Origin of the sequence: Streptomyces aidingensis (genome assembly GCF_900112355.1) — a bacterium.
Classification (GTDB): Bacteria; Actinomycetota; Actinomycetes; order Streptomycetales; family Streptomycetaceae; genus Streptomyces; species Streptomyces aidingensis.
Genome location: NZ_FOLM01000002.1, coordinates 93,503 through 117,706, shown reverse-complemented (window position 1 = coordinate 117,706; position 24,204 = coordinate 93,503). Strand labels below are relative to the sequence as shown.

Genomic DNA, 24,204 nt, shown 5'->3' with positions numbered 1-24,204 from the left:
TTCCGTCACACTGGACCCGCACGCACCCGGCGACGCCTGCCGCCCGGCGGCGGCCACGGGGGGCGACCGCCGCCACAGGCGTTTCGCGAGTGGGGGCGTAGTCTGGAGGGAACCCGGCCCGCAGCGCGTGTCGGGCGCTTTGTGTGTTCGTTGTGTTCCGTGCCCCGCCCCGTCACCGGGCCCACCGGGCCGACTCAGCCACCGGGATGGAAACCATATGAGCCTGCACGGCCTGCTCGATGCTGTCGTGGAAGACGCCGCCCTCGCCGAGGCCGTCCGGGCGGCGTCCGCCGGTCACCGGCACCATGTCGACCTGATCGGCCCGGCCGCGGCGCGCCCGTTCACCGTGGCCGCGCTGGCCCGGCGCACCGGCCGCCCGGTGCTGGCCGTCACCGCCACCGGGCGGGAGGCCGAGGACCTGGCCGCGGCGCTGCGCTCGCTGCTGCCCCCCGAGGGCGTGGTGGAGTTCCCGGCCTGGGAGACCCTGCCGCACGAGCGGCTCTCGCCGCGCGCCGACACCGTGGGCAAGCGGCTGGCGGTGCTGCGCCGGCTCGCCCACCCCAGCGCCGACGACCCCGCCGCGGGGCCGGTCTCGGTGGTGGTGGCGCCGGTCCGTTCGATTCTCCAGCCGCAGGTCAAGGGGCTGGGCGAGCTGCGTCCGGTGGCGCTGCGGGCCGGCCGGACGGCGGATCTGGGGGAGGTCACCGAGGCGCTGGCGGCAGCCGCCTACAGCCGGGTGGAGCTGGTGGAGAAGCGCGGCGAGTTCGCCGTGCGCGGCGGCATCCTGGACGTCTTCCCGCCCACCGAGGAGCATCCGCTGCGGGTGGAGTTCTGGGGCGACGACATCGAGGAGATCCGCTGGTTCAAGGTGGCCGACCAGCGTTCCCTGGAGGTGGCCGAGCACGGCCTGTGGGCGCCGCCGTGCCGCGAACTGCTGCTGACGCCGCACGTCAGGGAGCGGGCCGCGGAGCTGGCCGCCGAGCATCCGGAGCTGGCCGAGATGCTGGACAAGCTGGCCCAGGGCATCGCGGTGGAGGGCATGGAATCGCTGGCCCCGGCCCTGGTGGACGACATGGAGCTGCTGCTGGACGTCGTCCCCGGCAACACCATGACCGTGGTCTGCGATCCGGAGCGGGTGCGCACCCGGGCCGCCGACCTGGTGGCCACCAGCGCCGAGTTCCTCCAGGCCTCATGGGCCGCCACCGCCGGCGGCGGAGAGGCGCCCGTCGACCTGGGCGCGGCCTCGCTGCGCTCGCTCGCCGAGGTCCGCGAGCACGCCCGCGAGCTGGGCATGATGTGGTGGACCGTGTCGCCGTTCACCGCCGTCGGCGAGGCGCCCGGTACGGCGGGCGACACCGGTGCGGCGGGTGAGGCCGGTGCGGACACCCTGGAGCTGGGGCTGAAGGCCCCCGAGAGCTACCGCGGCGACATCGCCCGTGCGCTGGCCGACACCAAGGGCTGGCTGGCCGAGGGCTGGCGGGTGGTGTTCCTCACCGAGGGCCACGGGCCGGCCGCCCGCACCACCGAGGTGCTCGCCTCCGAGGGCATCGCGGCCGGCCTCCAGGCGCATCTGGACGGCCCCATCGGCCCGTCCGTGGTGCATGTGGCCTGCGGCTCGCTGGAGACCGGGTTCACCGCCCCCGGGCTCCGCCTCGCCGTGCTCACCGAGACCGACCTGACCGGCCAGAAGACCGCCGGCGGCGCCGGGACCCGGATGCCCGCCCGCCGCCGCAAGACCCTGGACCCGCTCTCCCTCCAGACCGGCGACTTCATCGTGCACGAGCAGCACGGTGTGGGCCGCTACATCGAGATGGTGCAGCGCACCGTGCAGGGCGCCACCCGGGAGTATCTGGTGGTGGAGTACGCGCCGGCCAAGCGCGGCCAGCCGGGCGACCGCCTCTTCGTGCCCACCGACCAGCTCGACCAGGTGACCCGCTATGTCGGCGGCGAGGCGCCCAGCCTGCACCGGCTGGGCGGGGCCGACTGGGCCAAGACCAAGGCCCGCGCCAAGAAGGCGGTCAAGGAGATCGCCGCCGACCTGATCCGGCTCTACTCCGCCCGGATGGCCGCCCCCGGCCACGCCTTCGGCCCGGACACCCCCTGGCAGCGGGAGCTGGAGGACGCCTTCCCCTACGCCGAGACCCCGGACCAGCTCACCACCATCGCCGAGGTCAAGCTGGACATGGAGAAGTCCGTCCCGATGGACCGGCTGATCTGCGGCGACGTCGGCTACGGCAAGACCGAGATCGCGGTCCGGGCGGCCTTCAAGGCGGTGCAGGACGGCAAGCAGGTGGCCGTTCTGGTGCCCACCACCCTGCTGGTCAAGCAGCACTGGGAGACCTTCACCGAGCGCTACCGGCAGTTCCCGGTCCAGGTGCGGGCGCTCTCCCGGTTCCAGAGCGACGCCGAGGCCCAGCGCGTCCAGGAAGGGCTGTCCGACGGCACGGTCGATGTGGTCATCGGCACCCACCGGCTGTTCTCCGGCGGCACCAAGTTCAGGAACCTGGGCCTGGTGATCATCGACGAGGAGCAGCGGTTCGGCGTCGAGCACAAGGAGCAGCTCAAGAAGCTGCGCGCCAATGTGGATGTGCTGACCATGTCCGCCACCCCCATTCCGCGCACCCTGGAGATGGCGGTCACCGGCATCCGCGAGATGTCGACCATCACCACCCCGCCCGAGGAACGCCACCCGGTGCTCACCTTTGTCGGCCCCTACGAGGAGAGACAGATCGGCGCCGCCATCCGCCGCGAGCTGCTGCGCGAGGGCCAGGTGTTCTACATCCACAACCGGGTGGAGTCGATCGAGCGGGCCGCCGCCCGGCTGCGCCAGGCCGTGCCCGAGGCGCGGATCGCCGTCGCCCACGGCCAGATGTCGGAAACCGCCCTGGAACGGGTGGTGGTGGACTTCTGGGAGAAGCGCTTCGATGTGCTGGTCTCCACCACCATCGTGGAGTCCGGCATCGACATCACCAATGCCAACACCCTGATCGTGGAGCGCGGCGACACCTTCGGGCTGTCCCAGCTGCACCAGTTGCGCGGCCGGGTCGGCCGGGGCCGGGAACGCGGCTACGCCTACTTCCTCTATCCGCCCGAGAAGCCGCTCACCGAGACCGCCCACGAGCGGCTGGCCACCATCGCCCAGCACACCGAGATGGGCGCCGGCATGTATGTGGCCATGAAGGATCTGGAGATCCGGGGCGCGGGCAATCTGCTGGGCGCCGAGCAGTCCGGGCACATCGCGGGCGTCGGTTTCGACCTTTACGTCCGGATGGTCGGCGAGGCGGTCACCGAGTACCGGCAGTCGCTCACGGAGGGCGGGGAGCCGGCCGAGGAGGCGCCGCTGGAGGTCAAGATCGAGCTTCCGGTGGACGCCCATCTGCCGCACGACTACGCGCCGGGGGAGCGGCTGCGCCTCCAGGCCTACCGGGCGATCGCGGAGATCAACGGCGAGGAGGACGTGCGGGCCGTCCGCGAGGAGCTGGCGGACCGCTATGGGCCGCTGCCCGAGCCGGTGGAGAATCTGCTGCTGGTCGCCGGGCTGCGGCTGCTGGCCCGCTCCCGCGGGGTGTCCGACATCACGCTCCAGGGCAACAAGATCCGCTTCTCCCCGGTGGAGCTGCGGGAATCGCAGGAGCTGCGGCTGAAGCGGCTCCATCCGGGGTCGGTGATCAAGCAGGCCACCGGCCAGGTGCTGGTGCCCCGCCCGGCCACCGCCCGGGTGGGCGGCAAGCCGCTCACCGGCCGGCAGCTCCTGGCCTGGACGGGGGAGTTCCTCACCGGCATCCTCGGCTGACCGTCACTCGGGCCCGGCGGCCCAGTCCTGGCACCCCATGGTGCGCAGAAAGGTGCCCTCCTCGGTCGCGTCGATCCGGGCGGTGCCGTCGCCGGCCACGACGCCGGGCTCGCCCAGGGACTGCCACTCGTGGGAGGCGTCGGTCATCGTCTGGAAGAAGCAGTCCTCGTCGTTGCCGGTGGAGAGATAGACCCCCGGGGCGATGTCCACACCGATCAGCAGCACCCCGGCGTCGCCGGGGAACTTCCGGGCCGGGCCGCCCTCCGGGGCCCGGGCGGGCTCGGGCACCGGCCGCCAGTCGCCGCATCCCTCGGTGGTGAAGGTGAGGTCGGTCCCGTCGATCCGGACATAGCTGGTGCCCACCGGGGCGTCGCTGGCCACCGGCACATCGCCGCCGTTGTCCCGCCGCCAGAAGCAGAACTCGTTGCCGGTGGAGACATACAGGCCCGGCCGCACCTCGGTGCCGACCTCCAGCTCGCCCGCGTCCCCGCCGAACCCCTCGGCGGTGCCGTCGTTCTTGCCGTTCTCCGCCTCCGCCGACTCCTGCGCGGCGTCCGCGGAGGGCGATCTGGCGGCGTCCTCGCAGCCGGTCAGCCCGGCCGCGGCAAACGCGACGGCGACGGCGGCGGCGACGACGGCCGTCCCCTGGTGTCGCGAGGTGCTCCGCACCTTCCGCTCCCCTCCATGATGACCCGGTGATTGCCGAAAGCGACCATACGGATACGCTGCGCTGTCCGAAAAGGGCTGGCGGGCGCATCCGGCGGCGCCCGGCGCGGGCCGGCGGCGCCCGGACGGTGACGAGGCCCGGGGCGCTGAGCCGCCGGGCCTCGGTCGTGCGGTGCGTGTCGTGCGGTGGGTGCCGCGCGGTCAGTCCTGCTTGACCCAGTCGGTGCAGAAGTTGCTGGTGAAGAAGGCGTCGTCGTCCTCGATGGTGACGATGGCCTGGCCGGTGGCGAAGTTGTTGTCCGCGATGGAGTCCAGGGAGCCGGACAGGTCGGTCAGCCGCTCCCAGTAGCACTCCTCGGTGTTGCCCGCGGACTTGTAGGTGCCCGGAGCGATGTCCACGCCGACCATGAAGGTGCCGCCGTTGCCGGGGATCTCGGTGGCCTGCTCGCCGGTGACACCCTCCGGCACCGGGGTCCAGTCGCCGCAGTCCTCGGTGTCGAAGTAGACGTCGGTCTCGGCGATCTGCACATACGCCTGGCCCTCGACCGTGCCGTTGGCGATGATCGATTCGAACTCGTCCTCGCCGCCGTTGTTCCGCTCCCAGTAGCAGAAGTCGTTGTCCACCGACCTGTACAGGCCGGGCGGGATGTCGGTGCCGACCTCCAGACGTCCCGCGCTGCCGTCGATCGCCTCGCCGGTGTCGCCGCCGTCCGCGCTGGACCCGCCCCCCGCTGTGTTCCCGGCGTCCTCGCCGTTCTCGCCGTTCTCGCCGTCCTCGCCGTTCTCGCTGTTCTCGGCGCCCTCGGCCCCTTCGTCCGCCGTGTTCCCGCCGCCGCTGTCCTCCTGCGAGGAGCCGCCGGTGCCCTCGGGGCCGTCCTCCTCGGGAGTGCAGGCGGTCAGCGCGCCCACGGTCAGGGCGGCGGCGGCCAGTCCGGCCAGGGCCGGCATCCGCCTCCGCGCGAAGCGGCGGGCCCGTGGACGCTCGACGGCCGGAACGGTGTTCGGAAGCTGCTCAGCCATGGCTGTGGTGTCCCCTCCCGGATGCGGGTGTACGGAGCGAAGTCCGTGGTGATCCGGCCCTCCCTGAGCCGGTGAGGTAATCACAGCATGACTTGTGAACCGAGTCAACACGAGATTCGAGAAACGGGTGAGCATCGCTGTGTATCGAGGGCGTCGCGGAATACTGGGCGGTACTGGTGCACACTTCTGGACCAGCAGCACAGCGAGGGGAGCGAGCCGAGTGCCGGAACAGGATGCGGAGGTCACCTCCGCCGGAATCGCCCGACTGGCCGGCGTCGGCCGCGCCGCGGTCAGCAACTGGCGGCGGCGCCACGAGGACTTCCCCCGCCCGGTGGGCGGCACCCAGACCAGCCCCACCTTCGCGCTGCCCGAGATCGAGCGGTGGCTGCGCCGCAACGGCAAGCTGGCCGAGGTGCCGCTGCGGGAACGGCTCTGGCAGTTGGTCGAGGCCCGCGAGGGCACCGCCGGCACCGGCGCCGGCACCGGAACCGGCACGCTCGCCGCGACCCTGGCCCGGATCGGGGAACAACTGCTGGACCACGGCAGCCGCACCCCCGAGGAGGCCGGTCCGATCGCCGCCACCGCCGCCGCCCTGGCCGCCGAGACCTCCCCCGCCGACGCCTTCGGCTTTCTCCTCGACCGCTACCTGGACACCGTCTCCCGCCAGCTCAGCCCCACCCCGCCGGAGGCCGCCGCCCTGATGGCCGCCCTCGCCGGACCGGCCGCCACCGTGCTCGACCCGGCCTGCGGCCCCGCCACCCTGCTCGCCGCCGCCCGCGGCGACGGCCGCGACCGGCCGGCCGAACTCCTCGGCCAGGACACCGACGCCTCCCTGGCCCGCCTCGGCGGCCTCCGGCTGGCCCTGCGCGGCGGCTCGGCCGTCCAGATCCACCCCGGCGACGCCCTGCGCGCCGATGTCTTCCCGGACCGCACGGTGGACGCGGTGCTCTGCCACCCCCCGTTCAACGAACGCCACTGGGGCCACGACCAGCTCACCTACGACCCCCGGTGGGAGTACGGACTGCCGGCCCGCACCGAATCCGAACTCGCCTGGGTGCAGCACGCCCTGGCCCGGCTCCGCCCCGGCGGCACCGCCGTGCTGCTGATGCCGCCGGCCGCCGCCTCCCGCCGCACCGGCCGCCGCATCCGGGCCGCGCTGCTGCGCCGCGGCGCGCTGCGCGCGGTGATCGCCCTCCCGGCGGGCGCGGCCCCGCCGCACAATCTGGCGCTGCACCTGTGGGTGCTGACCCGGCCCGGCGGCCCGCCCGGCCCCGGTCCCCGGCTGCTGGTGGTGGACGCCGCCGGCCCGCACCACCGCGAGCACCGCTCCGACGGCCGGCGCCCGGTGGACTGGCCGGCCGTGCAGCGCACCGTGCTGGACGCCTGGGCGGCCTTCGCCGGCTCCGGGACCGGCGCCGGCCTCGGCATCGGCATCCCCGGCGTGCGCCGCGCCATCCCGGCCATCGACCTGCTGGACGAGGACGTGGACCTGGCGCCGGCCCGCCATCTGCCGCCGCCTGCCGAGGCATCCGGCCCGGACGCCCTGGGCCGGGTGCGCGGCCTGCTGCGGGACGGCCTGCTGCGCAGCCACGAGCTGACCCCGGAACTGCCCGCCGCCGGGCCCGCCCCCGCCGCCGGCCGGCCCACCGTCACCCTCGCCGAGCTCGCCCGCGGCGGAGCCCTCACCGTGCACACCGTCTCGGGCGAGGAGACCCTGCCCGAGCCGCGCCCCGGGGACGTGCTCGTCCCGCTGCTCGGCGACAGCACCGCCTTCGCGCGGGTCGTCACCGAGGAGACGGCCGGCCGGCCGGCCCTCGCGCCCGGGGACCGCCACACCGGGCTGCTGCGTCCCGACCCGGCGGCGCTCGACCCCTGGTTCCTGGCCGGCTTTCTGCGCAACACCCGCAACACCCGCCAGGCCAGCAGCTATGCCTCCGCCGCCTCCCGGATCGACCTGCGCCGGCTGAAGGTGCCCCGGCTGCCGCTTGCGGCCCAGCACGCCTACGGCCGCTGCTTCCGCGACCTGGCCGCCTTCGAGGCCGAACTGGAGCGCACCCTGTCGCTGGGCCGCCGCTATGTCCAGGGCGCGGTCGACGGTCTCACCGACGGCACCCTTCCCGCCCCCCGCCCCGACTGACCGGACACCCCGCCGGCGGCCCGGCCCGGCGGGGCCGGTCACGTCCCGGCCACGGCGGCCCGTCCGGCGGCCCGCCCGGGATATTCTCGTCCCGGCCGACGGATGTTCCGCCCGGCCCGGGAACGAGCCGCCGCCGCCCGCGACGGGGCGCACGGGCGGACGGAAACACGCGGACCACGCGGAACACGCGGACCACGCGGAACACGCGGAACACGCGGAAAACGGGGAAACGGGGGGAGAGGGAGTGGCGATGTACGGCCCGGTTCCGTCCCATGCGTCCGCGCCGGCGGGAAGGGGCGGCGGCAACGGACAGATCGTGGCCCGCGTCCTGTTCGCCACCTTCCCCCTGTGGTCCCTGGGCTTCCTCTCCTGGGTGCCGCCGCTGCGCTTCGCCATCCGCCGGGGCCGCCCGGCCGACTGGGCCGTCTTCGCCGGCTGGCTGGCGCTCACCGTGGTCTACGGGATCATGATGTGGCGCATTCCGGAGAACCCGGTCACCGAGAGCGAGGAAACCCTCAGCGCCCTCGGCGGCGGCTACGCCCTGTGCATGATCGTCGGCGGGGTGGCCTATGCGCTGGCCGGCGGCGGCCCCTGGCGGCCCGAGCCGCCCGGCCCGTTCCCCGGCCCGCCCCCGCCCTCCGGGGTGCTGCTGCCCGGTCCGATGGACCCGCCCCACCACCGGCCCTACGGCCACGGCACGCCCGCTCCGTACCACCCGGGCCCGGCCGGGCCCGGCCCGGTGGCCCCCGGCCCGGCCACCCTCCCTCCCGCACCGCCCCAGTCCCGGCCGCAGCCCTCCGCCGGGCCGTCCCCGCGCATGCGGCAGGTCGCCGATGAGCTCGACGAGCTGGGCGAACTGCTGCGCAAGCAGGAGGACGACCGGTGAGCCCACGGCTGCTCGCCGGACGCTACGAACTCGCCGAACCCCTCGGCCGCGGCGGCATGGGGGAGGTCTGGGCCGGGACGGACACCGCGCTCGGCGGACGCCGGATCGCCGTCAAGCTGCTGCACGCCGAACGCCTGGCCTCCCTCTCCGGCACCACCGACCCCGAGGAACTGCGCCGCCGCTTCCTGCGCGAATGCCGCGCCACCGCCCGCATCGACCACCCCGGCCTGGTCGCCGTCTACGACGCCGGCGCCGAGGCCGACGAACTCTTCCTGGTCATGCAACTGGTCGACGGCTGCGGCCTGGCCGACCACCTTGCCGAGCACGGCGAGACGGCCCCGTACCCCGTGGCCTGGGCGCTGGCCGTCCTCGCCCAGCTCAGCTCGGTGCTGGTGGCGGTGCACGCCGCCGGAATCGTGCACCGCGACCTCAAGCCGGGCAATGTGATGGTCCGTCCGGACGGCCGGGTGACCGTGCTGGACCTGGGCATCGCCGCCGTCCGCGGCGACGAGGACACCAGCCTCACCCGCACCGGCACCCTGATCGGCACACCGGTCTACATGGCCCCGGAACAGGGCGTCGGCGAACCGCCGGTCGGCCCGCGCGCCGACCTCTACGCGCTGGGCGCGATCGGTTATGAACTCCTCACCGGCAGACCCCCGTTCAGCGCGCCCAACGCGGCCGGGCTGCTCTACAAGAAGCTGCACCACGACCCGCCCGCGCTGCGCGGCCTGCGCCCGGACGCCCCGGACGAACTCGCCGCCCTGGTGCACCAACTGCTGGCCCGGGACCCGGCCGGCCGCCCGGCCGACGCCCACCGGACCCATGCCGGCCTGACCGCGCTGCTGGCGCGCCACGGCCTGTCCGGCCCGGCCCCCGGCCCGGCGCCGGACACCCCGCTGGACCCGACCCGCCCCTTCCGGCACCCGATGGCCCCCTGGCCGCCGGCCCCCCGCGGCGCCCGTCCCGCGGCGCCCGGCCCGGCCGTGTCCGTGGCCGCGGGCCCGCCGCAGCCCCCCGCCCACGGCTACGGCCATCCCGACCCCCGCACCCCGGCCGGCGGCATCCACGGCGCCGGGCCCACCCTCTCCGCCACCCTGGACGAGGTGAAGCGCCTGCTGGCCGAGGGCCAGTACGCCCGGGTCGCCGACCTGCTCAGCAACGCCCTGCCGATGGCCGCCGCCCGCTACGGCGAGACCTCCGCGGTGGTGCGCAGCCTGCGCAAGCAGTACGCCGCGACCCTGCTGGACACCGGCCAGTTCGCCCGCGCGCTGCCGGAGATCCGCCGCCTGATCCAGGAGTTCACCGCCGAACGCGGCCCGTACGACCCGGTCGTCGCCCAGCTCCGCCAGGACGAACAGCACTGCCTGCGCAGTCTCGGCAGCTACGCCTGAAGCAGCTCGCCCAAGCGCCCGCCGGCTGGGCGCCCGGAAACGACCCCGGCCCCGCACCTGCCCCGCTACGCTCGGCCCACGCACACAACGGGGGGCGAGGGGTGCACGGCAGCGACGCGGACACCGGGGCGGGCAGCCGCCCGACACCCCGGCCTGCCGAGCCACTGCCCCACCTGCCCGCCGCCGCCCGGTCCGGGGTGTCCACACCCGAGAGCAGCGCGCCCTCCTACGGTGTCGCCCTGCGCGCGGGCACAAGTCTCTGGCGCGCGGGCGTGTACTTCCGGGCCGCCTGCGTCGCCGGGATGTGGCTGCTGCTCGTGCTGCCCGGCGCCGCCGCCGGGCAGCCCCTGCGCGCCGTGGCCCAGCTCTCTGTGACCAGCGCCGCGGTGCTGCTCGCCCACCTGCACACCAGGCTGGGCACCCTGGAGCGGCTCACCGGCGCCCGGCTGTCCCCGGCCCGTCGTCTCGCCGCCCATCTGCTGGGCGTCAACGGCCGTGCCACCATGGACGCCTCCGGCTTCGCCGAGACCGCCGGTGCCCTGTCCGCTCTGTGGCTGTTCACCGGCCCGCTTCCGGTGCCCGGCCTGTCCCCGGGCATCCGCATCGCCGGAATCGTCCTCGGCGTGCTGTACTCGCTGTCCGCCGCCGCCCAGGCGATGATCGACGCCGGCTGGTACAGCCCCTACCAGCCGCCCTCGCGCGGACTGCGCCGGCTGCGCCCGCTGCTGCCCCTGGTCTTCAGCGGGATGCTCGTTGCCTATCTCTTCCCCTACAACGGCACCGCCGGTGTCCTGCCGGTGCCGTGGTACGCCGCGCTGTGCGCCACACCGCTGCTCTACTACCCGATGTGGGCCTGCTACGAAGTGCTGCTGCGGGCGGCAGCCGCCGACGAAACGGCTCACCGGGCGGTCTGGCGGCAGGAGAGCGCCGTCGCCCTGCACAGCATCAGCCGCAACTCCCTCAGCCTGCTCCGGCAGTATCTGGACGAGCCCGATCCCGATCCACAGGAGGTGCGCCGTCTGGTGCGCGAGGCCATGCTCCAGGCCGAGGAGGCGCGGCTGGACATCCAGTACGGCTCCGACCGCGCCGACCCGCACCGGTTCGGCGAGCTGTGGGAGCTGGTGCTGCGCACCTTCCCGGCCCCGCAGCAGGACTGCTGCACCACGGACGCGGACTCCGCGCGGCTGAGCCTCGGCCCGGTGGACTACCAGATCGCCCGGCGGGTGCTGCCCGATCTGCTCACCAATGCGTTCAACGCCGGAGCCCGGCGGATCGAGGTGTCCTGCGCGCTGCGGGATGCCTCCGGAACGGCTCCCCCGACAGTGTGTCTTACCGTCCGTGACAACGGCCCCGGTGTGGCGGAGGACCCGGCGGCCGGCGGGCCGCCCCACCGCAGTTCCCGGCTGCTGCGGCACTGGCTCACCGTTTACGGCGGGGAGCTCACCTGGCGCCCCGCCGCGGCTGCCGGAGACGTGGCCCGGAATTCCGGAACCGTCGCCTCCGCCCACTGGCGGGCACAGGACTCCGGTGACCGGGGTACCCGGAGCCCGGCCGGGGAAGAGCAAGTACAGCCGCCGGACTTCGGGGAATCCGGACAGGGGGAGCACAGGTCATGCGAGTCGTGGTGATCGACAATGTGATGCCGGCGGGGGAGGCCGTGGCCCGTGCCCTGGACGGCACCGGCCATGAGGCGGTGTGGGTCCCCGCACCCCGGCTGCTGGACGGCCTGCTCCGCACCGGCGGCTTCGGCCTGGCCCTGGTGGACCTCGACTTCGGAAGGGAGCCGGTCAGCGGACTCACCGCCCTGCGGTCCCTTGCCGGACACGGTGTTCCTTCGGTGATCTACTCGGCCGACAGCGAGGAGAACCGTCTGCTGTTCCTGCTGGCCGCCTTCGAGTTCCATTCCCCCGTGGGGCTGATCACCAAGGAGACGACCGGTGCCCAGATCCGCGAGCTGGTGACCGCCGTCGGGCGCGGTGACCGCCCCTCCGGTCCGCTGCGCGGCGACCGCTACCGCCCGCCCGCGCACGGCCCGTCCTGGCTGGACCGCCTCCTCCCGACCTCCGTCGACCTCGCCATCTGGGAACAACTCCCCTACTACACCAACCGGAATGTCCTGGCCCAGACCGCCCATGTGCATGTGAAGACGGTGGACAAGTTCCTTGCCCGGCACTGGCCCCACGTGGAGGAACTGCACCGGACGTTCGGCGGGCCCGCGTTCCTGCACCCGCCGGAGACGGCGGCCGGGGACGCGATGCTGCGGCAGCACCGGCCTTCCCGCCTCGCCCAGCTGCACGGCTTCGCGCGCACCCACCTCCGGTTCTTCCGGGACGCCGAACTGCGCCGGCTGATCACCTCCCGGACCCACCGGCCGCGCACCTGACCAGCCGTAGGAACATTTCCCTCCCTCCCGCCCGTCCGCTGCCGGATGCTGGCAGGGACGAAGCGCCCGGCACCCCGCCGGGACAGCTGGCACCGGGAGGATCCCATGAGACAGCCGGGCAGCAGCCGACGACGCGACATCATCAGCCCCGCCGAGGCCGAGCAACTGCTCGACCCGCACCACCTCCTGCGCGACCTTGCCGCGTTCCGGGCGCCGGACGCCTCGGCCGAGGCGCCGCCGCGCCGCACGGAGACCTCGGGCGCCGCCGAAAGGACCGCGCGCAAGGAGAGCCGCCGTGCCGCCCAGCGCGCGGTGCTCGGCACCTGCGGATTCTCGGCGGCGGTCGGCGCCGTGCCGCTGCCGTTCGCCGACGCGATACCGCTCACCCTCGCCCAGGTGGCGCTGGTGCAGAAGATCACCGAGCACTACGGTCACCCGCCGGTGGCCAAGGACCTCACGGTGCTCGGCTCGGTGCTGCTCGCCCAGGGCGCCCGCCGCGCCGGCACCTATGCGGCGGGCAGCCTGGTCAAGCTCATCCCCGGTGCGGGCTCGGTGGCCGGCGCGGCGGTGAACGCCTCGGTCGCCACCGTGGGGACGGCCGCGGTCGGCTACGCCTGGATCGGGTTCTGCGAGTATGTCGCGACCCACGAGGTCGGGCCGCTCGACGAATTCCTCAAGACGGACATCGCCAAGCTGCTGCTGGCCGAGCTGAACCGCCGGGCGGTCAGCTGGCTCACCACCAGCCTGATCGCGGAGGGCCGCAAGGGCCGCCGGTCGGGGAAGGAGGGCTGAGCCATGGGTTTCTGGGCCACCGGCGCCGCCATGGCCGCCGGCCGTATCGCGACCCGGGGCGGCACCTCTCTGGGCCGCGCGGTCGCCGCCGCGCTCGACGCGGACGAGGAACAGCGCGAGCGCGCCGGACGCGTCACCGGCAGGGTGCTGGGCGCGCTGGGTGCGGCGGTCACCGGGGCCGCCCTGCTGGACCCGGCCGGGGGCGCGGCCGGCGCGGGCTACACCCTGATGACGGACGGCGGGGCCGCCGATCCGGCCGGTGCGGACGGCGAGGTCCGCTTCGGACACCACACCGAGATCCAGGGCGGCAGCGCGGTCTCCGTCCCGGACCCCGGCGAATCCATCACCGCCGCCGACGGCACCCAGTACCTCTCCCCTTCCGACTACGTGAACGGCACCAACGGCTACACCCCGCCCAAGTAGACCGCCGATAGGGCAGCCAGTACCGAGATCGGCGCTGGGCGCGCTGGACGGGTCGAAGGTGTTGCCGAAGGTGACAGACCGGTCTCCGGGGTCTCGTTGTGGGGCGGCTCGGCGAACGCTTCGGCGTACACCAGCCGGAAGGCGTCCTCGGCCTGCGCGGTGGCCGTTCCGTCCATGTGCTCTACGGCGACGGCTTCCTGCTCCATCACGTTGCTCCACCACGCGGTGTCCTCTCGGACGGCCGGCGGGCGCAGCTCTGCGCAGCCGCACGCCTCCTGAACCGAGCACGGTTCGGCGACCACCCGCGCCTCGTCGAACACCTCCAGCGCCACGGGCGGAAACCGCTGTGCATCCTGAACGAGAATCCGTGAACACCCGCACACGATCGACTTACCGCTGCTCTGCGGACGTGAGCGGGGAGCCTTCGGAGCTCCGAAGGCTCCCCGCCCGGTGGTTCGTCGTGTGTGCGGCCAGGCGGTGCTCAGGCGGCGGCGGGGCCGTCCGCCCGGAGGGTGGAGAGGAAGCCTGCCCAGCCGTCCGCCGGGAACGTCAGGACCGGGCCGTGCGGGTCCTTGCTGTCCCGGACCGGGATCACCCCGGCCCCGGCGAATGACGGGCAGAACTCGACGCACTGCCCCCCGCTGCCGTCGCTGTAGGAGGACCTGATCCATATGGCCGAGTTGGCCTCCGGGGCGGCGCTCATGCGCGGTACTCCTTCAACAGGGTCTCCAGCAGGACCAACGCCCGGTCAGGGGACAGCGCGTGTGCCCTGAGCAGATCATAATCATCGAGCGCGGCGGTCACCGTGCGAGCGGAGTCGTACATCCGGCCGCCCACCCGGCTCTCGCTGTACAGCACAGTTGAGGAGTCCGCCAACCGCAAGAGGGTGAACGGCTTCATATGCGCGGCCGGAGCCCCGGCCGAGAACGGCAGCACCTGGAGCCGGAGGTGCGGGGTGCCGGCCGCCGTGATCAGGAAGGTGAGCGAGCGGCCGGCCTTGACGGCGAGCAGCACCAGCGTTTCCAGTACGGAGACCTGGAGCAGCGGGTTGTCGACAAGCTGTGCCGCCGCGAGCGCTTCCATGCGGGCGGCACGCCCCTCGTTGATACGCCCACCGTCGTAGCCGTACCAAGCGCGGTGACCGTGCGGCTCGGCGAGCATGGTCTGCAGCTCACGGCCGATACGGCCCGTGTACGAGGCGCCCCCGAGCGCAAGCGTGATCTTGTTCTCGATGTGACGGGCCTGCGTTATGGCCGGCACGCTGCCCGTCATGTGGTCGACCTGATACAGGCTGTCGAGTCCCGCGCGAAGCCGTGCGACACCGGCAGCGCCGATCCGCGGCCCCGCTCCGCCGGGCACGATCGCGGCGGCCGCGAGCGCTCCGGCATCGGCGACGAACGTCCGGCGCTTCACCGCTTCAGGGTCGCTGATCGGCGCCGGAATCGTCACGCGGTGCGCGGGAACCTGGAACCTCATCCCAACGCACTCCGCCCGTCGGCTCCACGCGGCCGAATGCGAGACCTGCACCCCGGATGCGCCGTGCGCCATAGGACAACGGCTGGCCCGCGCCTGTGCGCATGCCGCAGGTATGAGCAAAACACGGTGACGGCCCTGGCGAATCCTTTGAGAACGGCCGCAAGCCGGAGAGCCACTGCGGTTGCTGCGCGGGACACGGACGCATCTGGTGCCCTGACTGCTGTGGCTACAACGGATGCCCGACGTGTCGGCAAACGCTCAAGGTCGCCTGCCCGGAGTGCTGCGGAGGTACCCGGGCGCGCATCCGCTGGTCGTGACCACGGGCCGCCGTCCGCAACGGCACACCGCGGACACAAGGAGCGGGAAGGTCCTGGAAGATGGCGGCAACTACTGAAGGAAGCTTCCGGTGGCAAGTGTGAACCCGAGGAGTCAGGACCATGACGATTGATCCTGGCCATGGCTTCCGGGCGCTTCTCCGTCCGCACACCGGAGTGGTGACCGAGATCCGACCGACCGCACGGGGGTTCGCCACGGACCTTGCGGCGGTGGTGGTCGGGGAGGGCGAGCGGTTCTTCGTCAAGGCGATGCGCAACCGGCCGGGTGGGCGGCGGGACCAGATCCTGCGGGAGAAGGCGATCAATCCGTTCGTCCGGTCGCTCGCCCCGGCGCTGCTGTGGACGGCGGAGGACGAGGAGTGGATCGCGATCGGCTTCGAGGCGATCGAGGCCCGGTGCACCGAATTCTCGCCGGGCTCGCCCGACCTGCCGATCGTCGTGGATCTTCTCTGCCGCATCGGCAGGCTGGGGCTGCCGGGCGTGGTCCGTGACTGGCCGGAGACTCGTTGGGACTGGTGGGCCGACGAGGGAGCCGCCGCCCTGTTCAAGGGCGACGCCCTCCTTCATACGGACATCAATGAAGGCAACTTTCTCATCGGAGCAGAGCGGTCATGGGTGGTGGACTGGTCCTGGCCCACCCAGGGTGCCGCCTTCATCGACCCGGCGATGTTCGTCGTGCAGCTCGTCGCGGCGGGGCACTCGCCCGAGGAGGCCGAGGCGTGGGCGGCGGGGTGTCCGGCGTGGGCGTGGGCGGATCCGAAGGCGATTGACGCGTTCGCCGTGGCGTACGCGCGGATGATCCGGGTGCGGGCGATGCGGAAGCCCGAGGAGTCGTGGCTCGCGGCCATGGCGGATGCCATCGAAGCCTGGGCCCGGTACCGGGGGATCACCAAGATCATGTGAGGGGCCCGGGCCCGGGCCCGGCGGGGCGCGCGGGTGGGGCGGAAAGGGCTCCCCTGTCAGGATTTGAACCTGAACCTGTGGGACCAAAACCCATTGTGCTGCCTGATTACACCACAGGGGAAAGTCAAGTCCACCCTCGTCCGTCAGGCGGCTTGCCTCTCCACACTATGCCAGTCGATCCGCCGCTCCCGCGACGCCCTTGGGCCCGCACCGCGCCGCCGCCGGGCCGTTGCCCGGCGGTCACCGCCGCGTTGCCGGGCGGGCCGAAACCCCGCTGAAACCGAGTGGACCCTACCCGTACTCTGGTCCCCATGAGGGAACCGGGGGCGGAGCGCGACGGCGGAGGGCACGGCCGCGCCCAGCCCTCGCAGGGCTCCTTGTGGTGGTGGCCCCGGCGTCGCAGCGTGGTCTTCGACGCGGTGCTGGCGTTCTTCTCCGCCCTGGAGAGCGCCCTCCAGGGGATCGGCTTCGCCGACCGCACCGGCCTGCCGGTCCTCCCGGTGCTGATCGCCGGTGCGCTGGCCGGCGCGATGCTGCTGCTGCGCCGCCAGTGGCCGGTCGCGGTGGTGCTGGTGGGCATCTCGGTGCTGCCCGCCTCCATGGGCGTGCTGATGGCCTTCATCGGCCTCTACACCCTGGCCACCTCGGAGGCTCCGCGCCGGATCACCGCCTCGCTGGCCGGCATGGTGGGCGTGGGCACCACGATCGTCACCTATCTCAATCTGCTCCAGGACGGCGGCTATCAGGAGCAGTCGCTGCCCGGCTGGTTCACGCTGGTGATCGCCGCCATGTTCGGCATGACCCATGTGGTGCCGCCGGTGCTGTTCGGCATGTATGCCAGGGCCCGGCGGCGGCTGGTGGAGTCGCTGCGCGAGCGCGCCGACGGCCTGGAGCGGGAGCTCGGCCTGCTGGCCGAGCGCGCCGAGGAACGCGCCGAGTGGGCCCGCCGCGAGGAGCGGACCCGGATCGCCCGGGAGATGCACGACGTGGTGGCGCACCGGGTCTCGCTGATGGTGGTGCATTCGGCGGCGCTCCAGGCGGTGGCGCCCAAGGACCCGGAGAAGGCCGCCCGCAATGCCGCGCTGATCGGCGACATGGGCCGCCAGGCCCTGTCCGAGCTGCGCACCATGCTGGGCGTGCTGCGCTCCGACGACCGCGGCCCGGCCCCGTCCGGCGCGGTGACCGCCGCCCGGCTGGCCGCGCTGGCCTCCTCGGCGGCCGGCCCGTCGGCCACCGGCGGGGCGGACGACGGGACCGGTACCGGCGGCCCGGACGGGCGGGGCGGTGCGGGCGGCCCGGGCGGTGCGCCGGACGGCGCGGCCGGGGCCGGTGCCGCCGCCGGCAGCCCGCCCGCGGGCGGCGGCGGGCCCCGGCTGGGGGAGCTGCCGGCGCTGGTGGAGCAGTCCCGGGCCACCGGGCTGGCCGTGGAACTGACGGTGGAGGGCACGCCGCGCCGCTATGCCGCGCAGGTGGAGGGCACCGCCTACCGGGTGGTCCAGGAGGCGCTGACCAATGTGCACAAGCACGCGGCCGGGGCGGCGACCCGGATACGGCTGGCCCACCGGCCCGCCGAGATAGCGGTCCAGGTGCAGAACGCGGCCCCGGCCACCGGCGGCGGCGCGGCGGACGGCCCCGGCGCCCGGCTGCCCAGCGGGGGCAACGGCCTGGTCGGCATGCGGGAGCGGGTCACCGCGCTGGGCGGCGGCTTTGTCTCCGGGCCGACCGACGACGGCGGCTTCCGGGTCTCCGCGGTCATCCCCGCCGCGGAGCGGGCCGCCGGACCGGCGGACGGGCCGGCGGCCGAGCCGGCCGACGGTACGGAGGGCGGGCCGTGCGGCACCGCCGGCCATGACGACCAGCCACGGAGCGATGAGCGAGCAGGCACCGGCAGCAGCAGTCCCGTCACCCCCTGAGCACGGCCCCGTCCCCGGGCTGTTCAGCCGGGAATTCGCCGACGATCCGTATCCGGCGTACGCCTGGCTGCGCGAGCACGCGCCCGTGCACCGGACCGAGCTGCCCAGCGGCGTCTCCGCCTGGCTGGTCACCCGCTACGCCGAGGCCCGCCAGGCGCTGGCCGATCCCCGGCTGAGCAAGAATCCGGCCCGGCACAGCGCGGCCGAGCACTCCCGGGGCCGGGTGGGCATCCCCGGCGAGCGCAGCGCCAATCTCATGACCCATCTGCTCAATATCGATCCGCCCGATCACACCCGGCTGCGCCGCCTGGTCTCCAAGGCTTTCACTCCGCGCCGGGTGGCCGAGTTCGCGCCCCGGGTGCAGGCCCTCACCGACCGGCTGATCGACGGCTTCGCCGCGGACGGCGAGGCCGATCTGATCGACGCCTTCGCCTTCCCGCTGCCCATCTACGCCGTCTGCGACATGCTGGGCGTGCCCGCCGAGGACCAGGACTCCTTCCGCACCTGGGCCGGGATGATGCTGCACACCGCGGGGAAACGCGGCGGCGTGCAGCGCTCGGTGAAGCACATGCGCGGCTATCTGGCCGAGCTGATCCACCGCAAGCGGCGGCAGCCGGGCGACGATCTGATCTCCGGCCTGATCCGTGCCTCCGACCACGGTGAGCAGCTCACCGAGGAGGAGGCCGCGGCCATGGCCTTCATCCTGCTTTTCGCCGGATTCGAGACCACGGTCAATCTGATCGGCAACGGTGCCCTGGCCCTGCTGACGCACCCGGAGCAGCGCGCGGTGTTCCGGTCCGCCGCGGCGGCCGGGGACGAGCGGCTGCTCGCCTCGGCGGTGGAGGAGCTGCTGCGCTGGGACGGCCCGGTGGAGATGGCCACCTGGCGGTTCGCCACCGAGCCGCTGCTGCTGGGCGGGCGGCGCATCGAGCCGGGCGACCCGGTGCTGGTGGTGCTGGCGGCGGCGGACCGCGACCCGGCCCGGTTCCGCGATCCGGACGCGCTGCGTCTGCATCGCGAGGACAGCCAGCACCTGGGCTACGGCCACGGCATCCACTACTGCCTGGGCGCGCCGCTCGCCCGGCTGGAGGGCCGGACGGCGCTCGGCACGCTGTTCAGCCGTCTCCCGGAGCTGCGGCTGGCCGTGGACCCCGGCCAGTTGCGGCGCCGGGGTGGCCTGATTATGCGCGGATTGCGGGCGCTGCCCGTTGTTTTCACCCCGCAAACCCACGTACTCGGACAAGACGAAAACTGATGCTCCCTCAGTAATGTGATCTACGCGTGATCCGTGCGGGACCGGCTTGTAACCGGACGGGAGAGCAGGCTAGCTTCTGCCGTCAACCGCACCCGTGTTCGCAACGGGCCGGGTCTCCGGGCCGGTTGGGCGGGGTGGTGCGGGGCTGCCAGGCGGCTTGCTGCGAGCCGCGAAGATCCGAGGAAGGTCCACTGGTCGTCATGCTTTCCGGCAATGGGCGCCACCGCCGCCCCCGACAGGCACCGCAGGTTCTGGTCACCGCCGGGGTCACCGGCGCAGGCGTGGCAGGGGTGGCACTGCCACTGCTGACGGCGGGGTCGGCGGCCGCGGTGGAGAGCTCCACCTGGGACCGGGTCGCCGAGTGCGAGACCGGCGGCACCTGGACCGCCAACGAGGGCAACGGCTACTACGGCGGCCTGGCGCTGCCGCTCAGCCTCTGGCAGCAGTACGGCGGCGAGGAGCTGGCCGACCGGCCGGATCTGGCCAGCCGCAGTCAGCAGATCACCGTGGCGGAACGCATTCTGGCCGGCGAGGGCACCGCGGCGTTTCCGTCCTGCGCGCTGACCAGCGGGCTCCAGCGGGAGTACAGCCGGGGTGAGGGCGCCGCCGACGGCGCCGGCGACGAGGCCCCGGCCGGTTCACCGGCGCAGGCCGCGGCACAGGCCGTCGCCGACGCCGCCTCGGACACCGGGGTGCTGACCGGCTCCGGGGCCGAGGAGGCCCGGGAGGAGGCCGCGGACCGCTCCGGCGGCCGGCACCGCGGCGAGCCCGATCCGCGCGACGCCGAGCTTGCCGACGCCCCGGGCACCGGCAGGCGTGCCGCCGACCGTGCGGAGGACGGGGACGCGCCCGCCGGGGCGGCGGAGAGCGCCGCCCCCCGGGCCACGGGCGAGGACGGCACCGGGACCGGAGCCGGGACCGGGGCCGGGGGCGAGGACACCGCGCCCGCCGAGGGGGCCGGAAAGGCCGGCGGAGCGGCCGGTGCCGCCGATGAGGCCGGGGCCGGCACCGCTGACGCCGCTGACGCCGCTGACGCCGCTGACGCCGGGGTGACGGAGTACGAGGTGCGGGAGGGCGACTCGCTCTGCGGCATCGCCGACGAGAACGCCGTGGAGGGCGGCTGGACCGCGCTCTACGAGGCCAATGAAACGGTCATTGGGGACAATCCCGACCATATCCTTCCGGGGCAGCGGCTGGTGCTGGGTCAGTCCCGGGGCGGGGACGGGGCCGCCGGCGAGGCCGGGGCTGACGCCCCGGCAGAAGCCGCCGCGGAGGCGGCGGCTGAGGGCGGTGCCGGCTCCTCCCGGGAGGCCGCCGGAGAGACCGCCGGGGAGGCCGCCGGGGAGAGGCCGGCGGACACCCCGGACGAGTCGGCGGAAACCCCCACGGAGTACCGCGGCGCCAATCTGGAGTGAGCCGCCGGTGTGACCATCGTCTCGATCCGGGATGGAGTTTTCCGTCCCGGATTGACCGTTTACATCTGGTCTGACCTGGGATGATGGGTGTCAATGGGAGTCAAGTGACGCGGGAGACTCGATCTTCATCGTTCTTGAATCGTGATCCGGCCCGATCTAGTGTCGCGCTCGCTCGTCCCTACGGGCGCTCCGGGCCGTCAACGCCGAGTCCTGCCGCCGGCCACGGAGATGTCAACGTTCATAGCGAGCACCGCAGGCAGGAGCGGGGGACCCAGGTACGTCGCCGGTCCGGAACGGCAGCGCAGCCAGCGCGGCCGGTTCGGAACGGCTTGGGGTGAAGCCAACGGCGAAACGTTTCTTCAGACGTTCCGCCCCGGCCGGGCACTCACCGCCCGAACCCGACAGCTCACCTCGCAGGCGTCGGTGAGAAGGAACAACCATGCTGTTCTCCGGCAAGGGCCGTCACCGTCGTCCCTCCAAGCCCACCCGTTTCGTCTCCGCCGCCGGTGTGGCCGGCGCCGCCGTGGCCCTTCCGGTCATCGGCGCCACCGGTGCCCAGGCCGCCTCCGTCTCCACCTGGGACGCCGTCGCCCAGTGCGAGTCCGGCGGCGACTGGTCCATCAACACCGGCAACGGCTTCTACGGCGGCCTGCAGTTCACGCAGTCGAGCTGGGAGGCCGCCGGCGGCACCCAGTACGCCTCGCGCGCCGACCTGGCCACCAAGGACCAGCAGATCGCCACCGCCGAGAAGCTGCTCTCCATGCAGGGCCCCGGCGCCTGGCCGGTGTGCAGTGTCCGGGCCGGTCTGACCGCCGGCGGCCCGGCCGCCGAGGTGGACACCTCCGGCGGCCAGGCCCAGGAGGCCGCCCCGGTGGAGCAGGCCGAGGAGCCCGCCCCCGCCGAGGTGACCGTGGAGGCCGTGCCCACCACACCGGCCCCGGCCGCGGAGTCCACCGGTGACCGGTACACGGTCGTCTCCGGCGACACCCTGTTCAAGATCGCCCAGGCGCACGGCACCGCCTGGGAGCACATCTACGCCGACAACAAGGACGTCATCGGCGACAACCCCAACCTGATCTACCCGGGCCAGCAGCTCACCCTCTGAGCACCCCCGTCCCGGCCCGGTTCTCCTTCGGGCCGGGCCGGGACGGCCCTCGCGGCCCCGCCGGGCGCCGGGCGGCCGGGTCCTCGCCGACTGGGCGGCGAGGCCCGTCCCCCGGTGCCCGGCGGAACGCCCACCAGATTTTCTTCAGTCCTTAAACAAAATGAGATCTCCCCGCTCCGACCTGCGGATACGTCTCCCGGAAGGCCGTCGTCCGGCCGGTCGGCGCCGCGCGGGGCCGAACGGACGGCGAGTGCGCCTCCCCGGGGCGGCTAGGCTCAGGTCTGCTGATGACTGACCCACACGAAGGAGAACCTCGTGCCGTCCATCGACGTCGTCGTAGCCCGGGAGATTCTCGACTCGCGAGGAAATCCCACCGTCGAGGTTGAGGTCGGCCTCGACGACGGCAGCACCGGCCGCGCGGCCGTGCCCTCCGGCGCCTCCACCGGGGCGTTCGAGGCCCTGGAGCTCCGGGACAAGGACGAGAACCGGTACAACGGCAAGGGCGTGGAAAAGGCCGTGCTCGCCGTCATCGAGCAGATCGGCCCGGAACTGGTCGGCTACGACGCCACCGAGCAGCGGCTGATCGACCAGGCGATGCTGGACCTGGACGCCACCGCCGACAAGTCCTCGCTGGGCGCCAACGCCATCCTGGGCGTCTCGCTCGCGGTCGCGCACGCCGCCTCGGAATCCTCCGACCTGCCGCTCTTCCGCTACCTGGGCGGCCCCAACGCGCACCTGCTCCCGGTGCCGATGATGAACATCCTGAACGGCGGCTCGCACGCCGACTCCAATGTGGACATCCAGGAGTTCATGATCGCCCCGATCGGCGCCGAGTCCTTCTCCGAGGCGCTGCGCTGGGGCGCCGAGGTCTACCACAAGCTCAAGGCCGTGCTCAAGGAGCGCGGTCTGTCCACCGGTCTGGGCGACGAGGGCGGCTTCGCCCCGAACCTCGCCTCCAACCGCGAGGCCCTGGACCTGATCCTGGAGGCCATCAAGGCCGCCGGCTACACCCCCGGCCAGGACATCGCGCTGGCCCTGGACGTGGCCGCCACCGAGTTCCACAGCGACGGCGTCTACACCTTCGAGGGCAAGCAGCGCAGCGCGGCCGAGATGACCGACTACTACGCCGAGCTGGTCGAGGCGTACCCGCTGGTCTCCATCGAGGACCCGCTGAACGAGGAGGACTGGGAGGGCTGGAAGACCATCACCGCCCGCCTCGGCGACAAGGTCCAGCTCGTCGGCGACGACCTGTTCGTCACCAACCCCGAGCGGCTGCAGCGCGGCATCGACGAGGCCGCGGCCAACGCCCTGCTGGTCAAGGTGAACCAGATCGGTTCGCTGACCGAGACCCTGGACGCCGTGGAGCTGGCCCAGCGCAACGGCATGAAGTGCATGATGTCCCACCGCTCCGGCGAGACCGAGGACGTCACCATCGCCGACCTGGCCGTGGCCACCAACTGCGGCCAGATCAAGACCGGTGCCCCGGCCCGCTCCGAGCGGGTCGCCAAGTACAACCAGCTGCTGCGCATCGAGGAGATCCTGGACGACGCCGCGGTGTACGCGGGCCGCAGCGCCTTCCCGCGCTTCAAGGGCTGACGCCCGGGGCCCGGGCGGCGTCCGCCGTGCCCGGTCCTCACCCCGTCCCCGGCCGCCGTCCCGTACGGTGGCCGGGGACGGGTGCGTCCCGGCGGGGCCGCCGGCCAGGGGCCGGCGGCGGCCGGTAAGGGTCAGTAGGGCCGGCGAGTCCGGCGAGGTCGGCAAGGGGTGAGCGCATGGCCGCGGGCCGGAGCAGATTCTCCACGACCACCAGACTGCGGGTGCTGGGCGAGCAGGCCGCGGCCCGGGTCTACCGGGCGCAGAACCGGCGGCTGCGCCGCCCGCCGCGCCGTTCCCGGCTGACCGGCCGGGCCGCCCTGCTGGCGCTGGTGGTGTGCACGCTGGTGGTCGCGCTGGCCTACCCGCTGCGCCAGTACATCGCGCAGCGCGCCGAGAACGACGAGCTGCGGCGGCAGGAGCGCGCCACCCGGGAGCGGGTCGAGGAGCTGCGGGACGAGAAGGCCCGCTGGCAGGATCCGGCCTATGTGGAGCAGCAGGCCCGGCGCCGGCTGCATTATGTGCGGCCCGGTGAGATCGGCTTCACCGTGCCGGGGACCGGGGGGCCGCAGGACGGCGCCGGGGCGGCGGACGGGCGGCACCGCGGCGACCGGAGCGCGGCCGGCCGGCCCTGGTATGACAACCTCTGGGACACGGTGGACCGTGCCGACCATCCCCGCACCCGCTGAGACCGGCGCGCCGCGGCCCGCCCGTA

General features: G+C 73.6%; 20 protein-coding genes, 1 tRNA gene and 1 riboswitch. Of the genes, 15 read left to right on the top strand and 6 right to left on the bottom strand.

The window, feature by feature from the left end:
- The first annotated feature begins 217 nt into the window (after positions 1-217).
- Positions 218-3,793: a transcription-repair coupling factor gene (gene mfd / locus BM242_RS05095; protein WP_093837449.1), complete on the top strand. Its 3,576-nt coding sequence runs from the start codon at positions 218-220 to the stop codon at positions 3,791-3,793.
- A 3-nt stretch (positions 3,794-3,796) separates the two neighbouring features.
- Here mfd and BM242_RS05090 read toward each other — a convergent pair whose 3' ends face one another.
- Positions 3,797-4,462, bottom strand: a complete 666-nt coding sequence (locus tag BM242_RS05090) for an Rv1352/Rv1906c domain-containing protein (protein ID WP_093837448.1) — start codon at positions 4,460-4,462, stop codon at positions 3,797-3,799.
- Positions 4,463-4,660: 198 nt separating this feature from the next.
- The gene (locus tag BM242_RS05085) at positions 4,661-5,479 is read right to left on the bottom strand and encodes an Rv1352/Rv1906c domain-containing protein (RefSeq protein ID WP_139238264.1); all 819 of its coding nucleotides are present in this window, start codon (positions 5,477-5,479) and stop codon (positions 4,661-4,663) included.
- Between the two features lie 220 nt (positions 5,480-5,699).
- Here BM242_RS05085 and BM242_RS05080 point away from each other — a divergent pair, with 220 nt between their 5' ends.
- The 7 genes from BM242_RS05080 to BM242_RS05050 all read left to right on the top strand — a co-directional run bounded on the left by BM242_RS05080 (position 5,700) and on the right by BM242_RS05050 (position 13,494).
- On the top strand, positions 5,700-7,616 hold the full coding sequence (locus tag BM242_RS05080; protein WP_093837446.1) for an HsdM family class I SAM-dependent methyltransferase: 1,917 nt from the start codon (positions 5,700-5,702) through the stop codon (positions 7,614-7,616).
- 316 nt (positions 7,617-7,932) lie between these two features.
- On the top strand, positions 7,933-8,502 hold the full coding sequence (locus BM242_RS05075; protein WP_139238263.1) for a DUF3824 domain-containing protein: 570 nt from the start codon (positions 7,933-7,935) through the stop codon (positions 8,500-8,502).
- The gene (locus BM242_RS05070; protein WP_093837444.1) at positions 8,499-9,896 is read left to right on the top strand and encodes a serine/threonine protein kinase; all 1,398 of its coding nucleotides are present in this window, start codon (positions 8,499-8,501) and stop codon (positions 9,894-9,896) included. The genes BM242_RS05075 and BM242_RS05070 overlap by 4 nt, the downstream gene beginning before the upstream one ends.
- Positions 9,897-9,997: 101 nt before the next feature.
- Entirely contained in the window at positions 9,998-11,524 is a 1,527-nt protein-coding gene (locus BM242_RS05065; protein ID WP_093837443.1) for a sensor histidine kinase, read from the top strand.
- Positions 11,509-12,279, top strand: coding sequence for a response regulator transcription factor (locus tag BM242_RS05060; protein ID WP_139238261.1), 771 nt, complete (start codon positions 11,509-11,511; stop codon positions 12,277-12,279). Before BM242_RS05065 ends, BM242_RS05060 begins: the two co-directional genes overlap by 16 nt.
- A 105-nt stretch (positions 12,280-12,384) precedes the next feature.
- Entirely contained in the window at positions 12,385-13,071 is a 687-nt protein-coding gene (locus BM242_RS05055) for a DUF697 domain-containing protein (RefSeq protein WP_175541274.1), read from the top strand.
- Positions 13,072-13,074: 3 nt separating this feature from the next.
- Positions 13,075-13,494 (top strand): hypothetical protein, encoded by a 420-nt coding sequence (locus BM242_RS05050; RefSeq protein ID WP_093837440.1) that lies wholly within the window; start codon positions 13,075-13,077, stop codon positions 13,492-13,494.
- On the opposite strand, the gene BM242_RS30030 is transcribed toward BM242_RS05050, so the two are convergent.
- The 3 genes from BM242_RS30030 to BM242_RS30025 all read right to left on the bottom strand — a co-directional run bounded on the left by BM242_RS30030 (position 13,476) and on the right by BM242_RS30025 (position 14,970).
- Positions 13,476-13,826 (bottom strand): hypothetical protein, encoded by a 351-nt coding sequence (locus BM242_RS30030; RefSeq protein WP_245833840.1) that lies wholly within the window; start codon positions 13,824-13,826, stop codon positions 13,476-13,478. The genes BM242_RS05050 and BM242_RS30030 overlap by 19 nt on opposite strands.
- A 149-nt stretch (positions 13,827-13,975) precedes the next feature.
- Entirely contained in the window at positions 13,976-14,197 is a 222-nt protein-coding gene (locus BM242_RS05040; protein ID WP_093837439.1) for a DUF397 domain-containing protein, read from the bottom strand.
- Complete coding sequence (locus tag BM242_RS30025) at positions 14,194-14,970, bottom strand: Scr1 family TA system antitoxin-like transcriptional regulator (RefSeq protein WP_245833839.1); 777 nt, start codon at positions 14,968-14,970, stop codon at positions 14,194-14,196. Before BM242_RS30025 ends, BM242_RS05040 begins: the two co-directional genes overlap by 4 nt.
- A gap of 437 nt (positions 14,971-15,407) precedes the next feature.
- Here BM242_RS30025 and BM242_RS05025 point away from each other — a divergent pair, with 437 nt between their 5' ends.
- Positions 15,408-16,208, top strand: coding sequence for a protein kinase (locus BM242_RS05025; RefSeq protein WP_093837438.1), 801 nt, complete (start codon positions 15,408-15,410; stop codon positions 16,206-16,208).
- Positions 16,209-16,256: 48 nt separating this feature from the next.
- Here BM242_RS05025 and BM242_RS05020 read toward each other — a convergent pair.
- Positions 16,257-16,329, bottom strand: a tRNA-Gln gene (locus BM242_RS05020).
- A 190-nt stretch (positions 16,330-16,519) separates the two neighbouring features.
- On the opposite strand from BM242_RS05020, the gene BM242_RS05015 reads away from it, so the two are divergent.
- The 6 genes from BM242_RS05015 (at position 16,520) to BM242_RS04990 (ending at position 24,178) form a co-directional block, all read left to right on the top strand.
- The gene (locus BM242_RS05015) at positions 16,520-18,121 is read left to right on the top strand and encodes a sensor histidine kinase (RefSeq protein ID WP_093837437.1); all 1,602 of its coding nucleotides are present in this window, start codon (positions 16,520-16,522) and stop codon (positions 18,119-18,121) included.
- A complete protein-coding gene (locus tag BM242_RS05010; RefSeq protein WP_093837436.1) occupies positions 18,078-19,376 on the top strand; it encodes a cytochrome P450 family protein in 1,299 nt (432 codons plus the stop codon). The genes BM242_RS05015 and BM242_RS05010 overlap by 44 nt, the downstream gene beginning before the upstream one ends.
- A 200-nt stretch (positions 19,377-19,576) precedes the next feature.
- On the top strand, positions 19,577-20,791 hold the full coding sequence (locus BM242_RS30725) for a LysM peptidoglycan-binding domain-containing protein (protein ID WP_093837435.1): 1,215 nt from the start codon (positions 19,577-19,579) through the stop codon (positions 20,789-20,791).
- 238 nt (positions 20,792-21,029) lie between these two features.
- Positions 21,030-21,226, top strand: a riboswitch (cyclic di-AMP (ydaO/yuaA leader).
- Between the two features lie 4 nt (positions 21,227-21,230).
- The gene (locus BM242_RS05000; RefSeq protein ID WP_093837434.1) at positions 21,231-21,896 is read left to right on the top strand and encodes a LysM peptidoglycan-binding domain-containing protein; all 666 of its coding nucleotides are present in this window, start codon (positions 21,231-21,233) and stop codon (positions 21,894-21,896) included.
- Positions 21,897-22,211: 315 nt separating this feature from the next.
- Positions 22,212-23,492, top strand: a complete 1,281-nt coding sequence (gene eno / locus BM242_RS04995; RefSeq protein ID WP_093837433.1) for a phosphopyruvate hydratase — start codon at positions 22,212-22,214, stop codon at positions 23,490-23,492.
- A gap of 176 nt (positions 23,493-23,668) precedes the next feature.
- The gene (locus BM242_RS04990) at positions 23,669-24,178 is read left to right on the top strand and encodes an FtsB family cell division protein (RefSeq protein ID WP_093837432.1); all 510 of its coding nucleotides are present in this window, start codon (positions 23,669-23,671) and stop codon (positions 24,176-24,178) included.
- Positions 24,179-24,204: the final 26 nt, after the last annotated feature.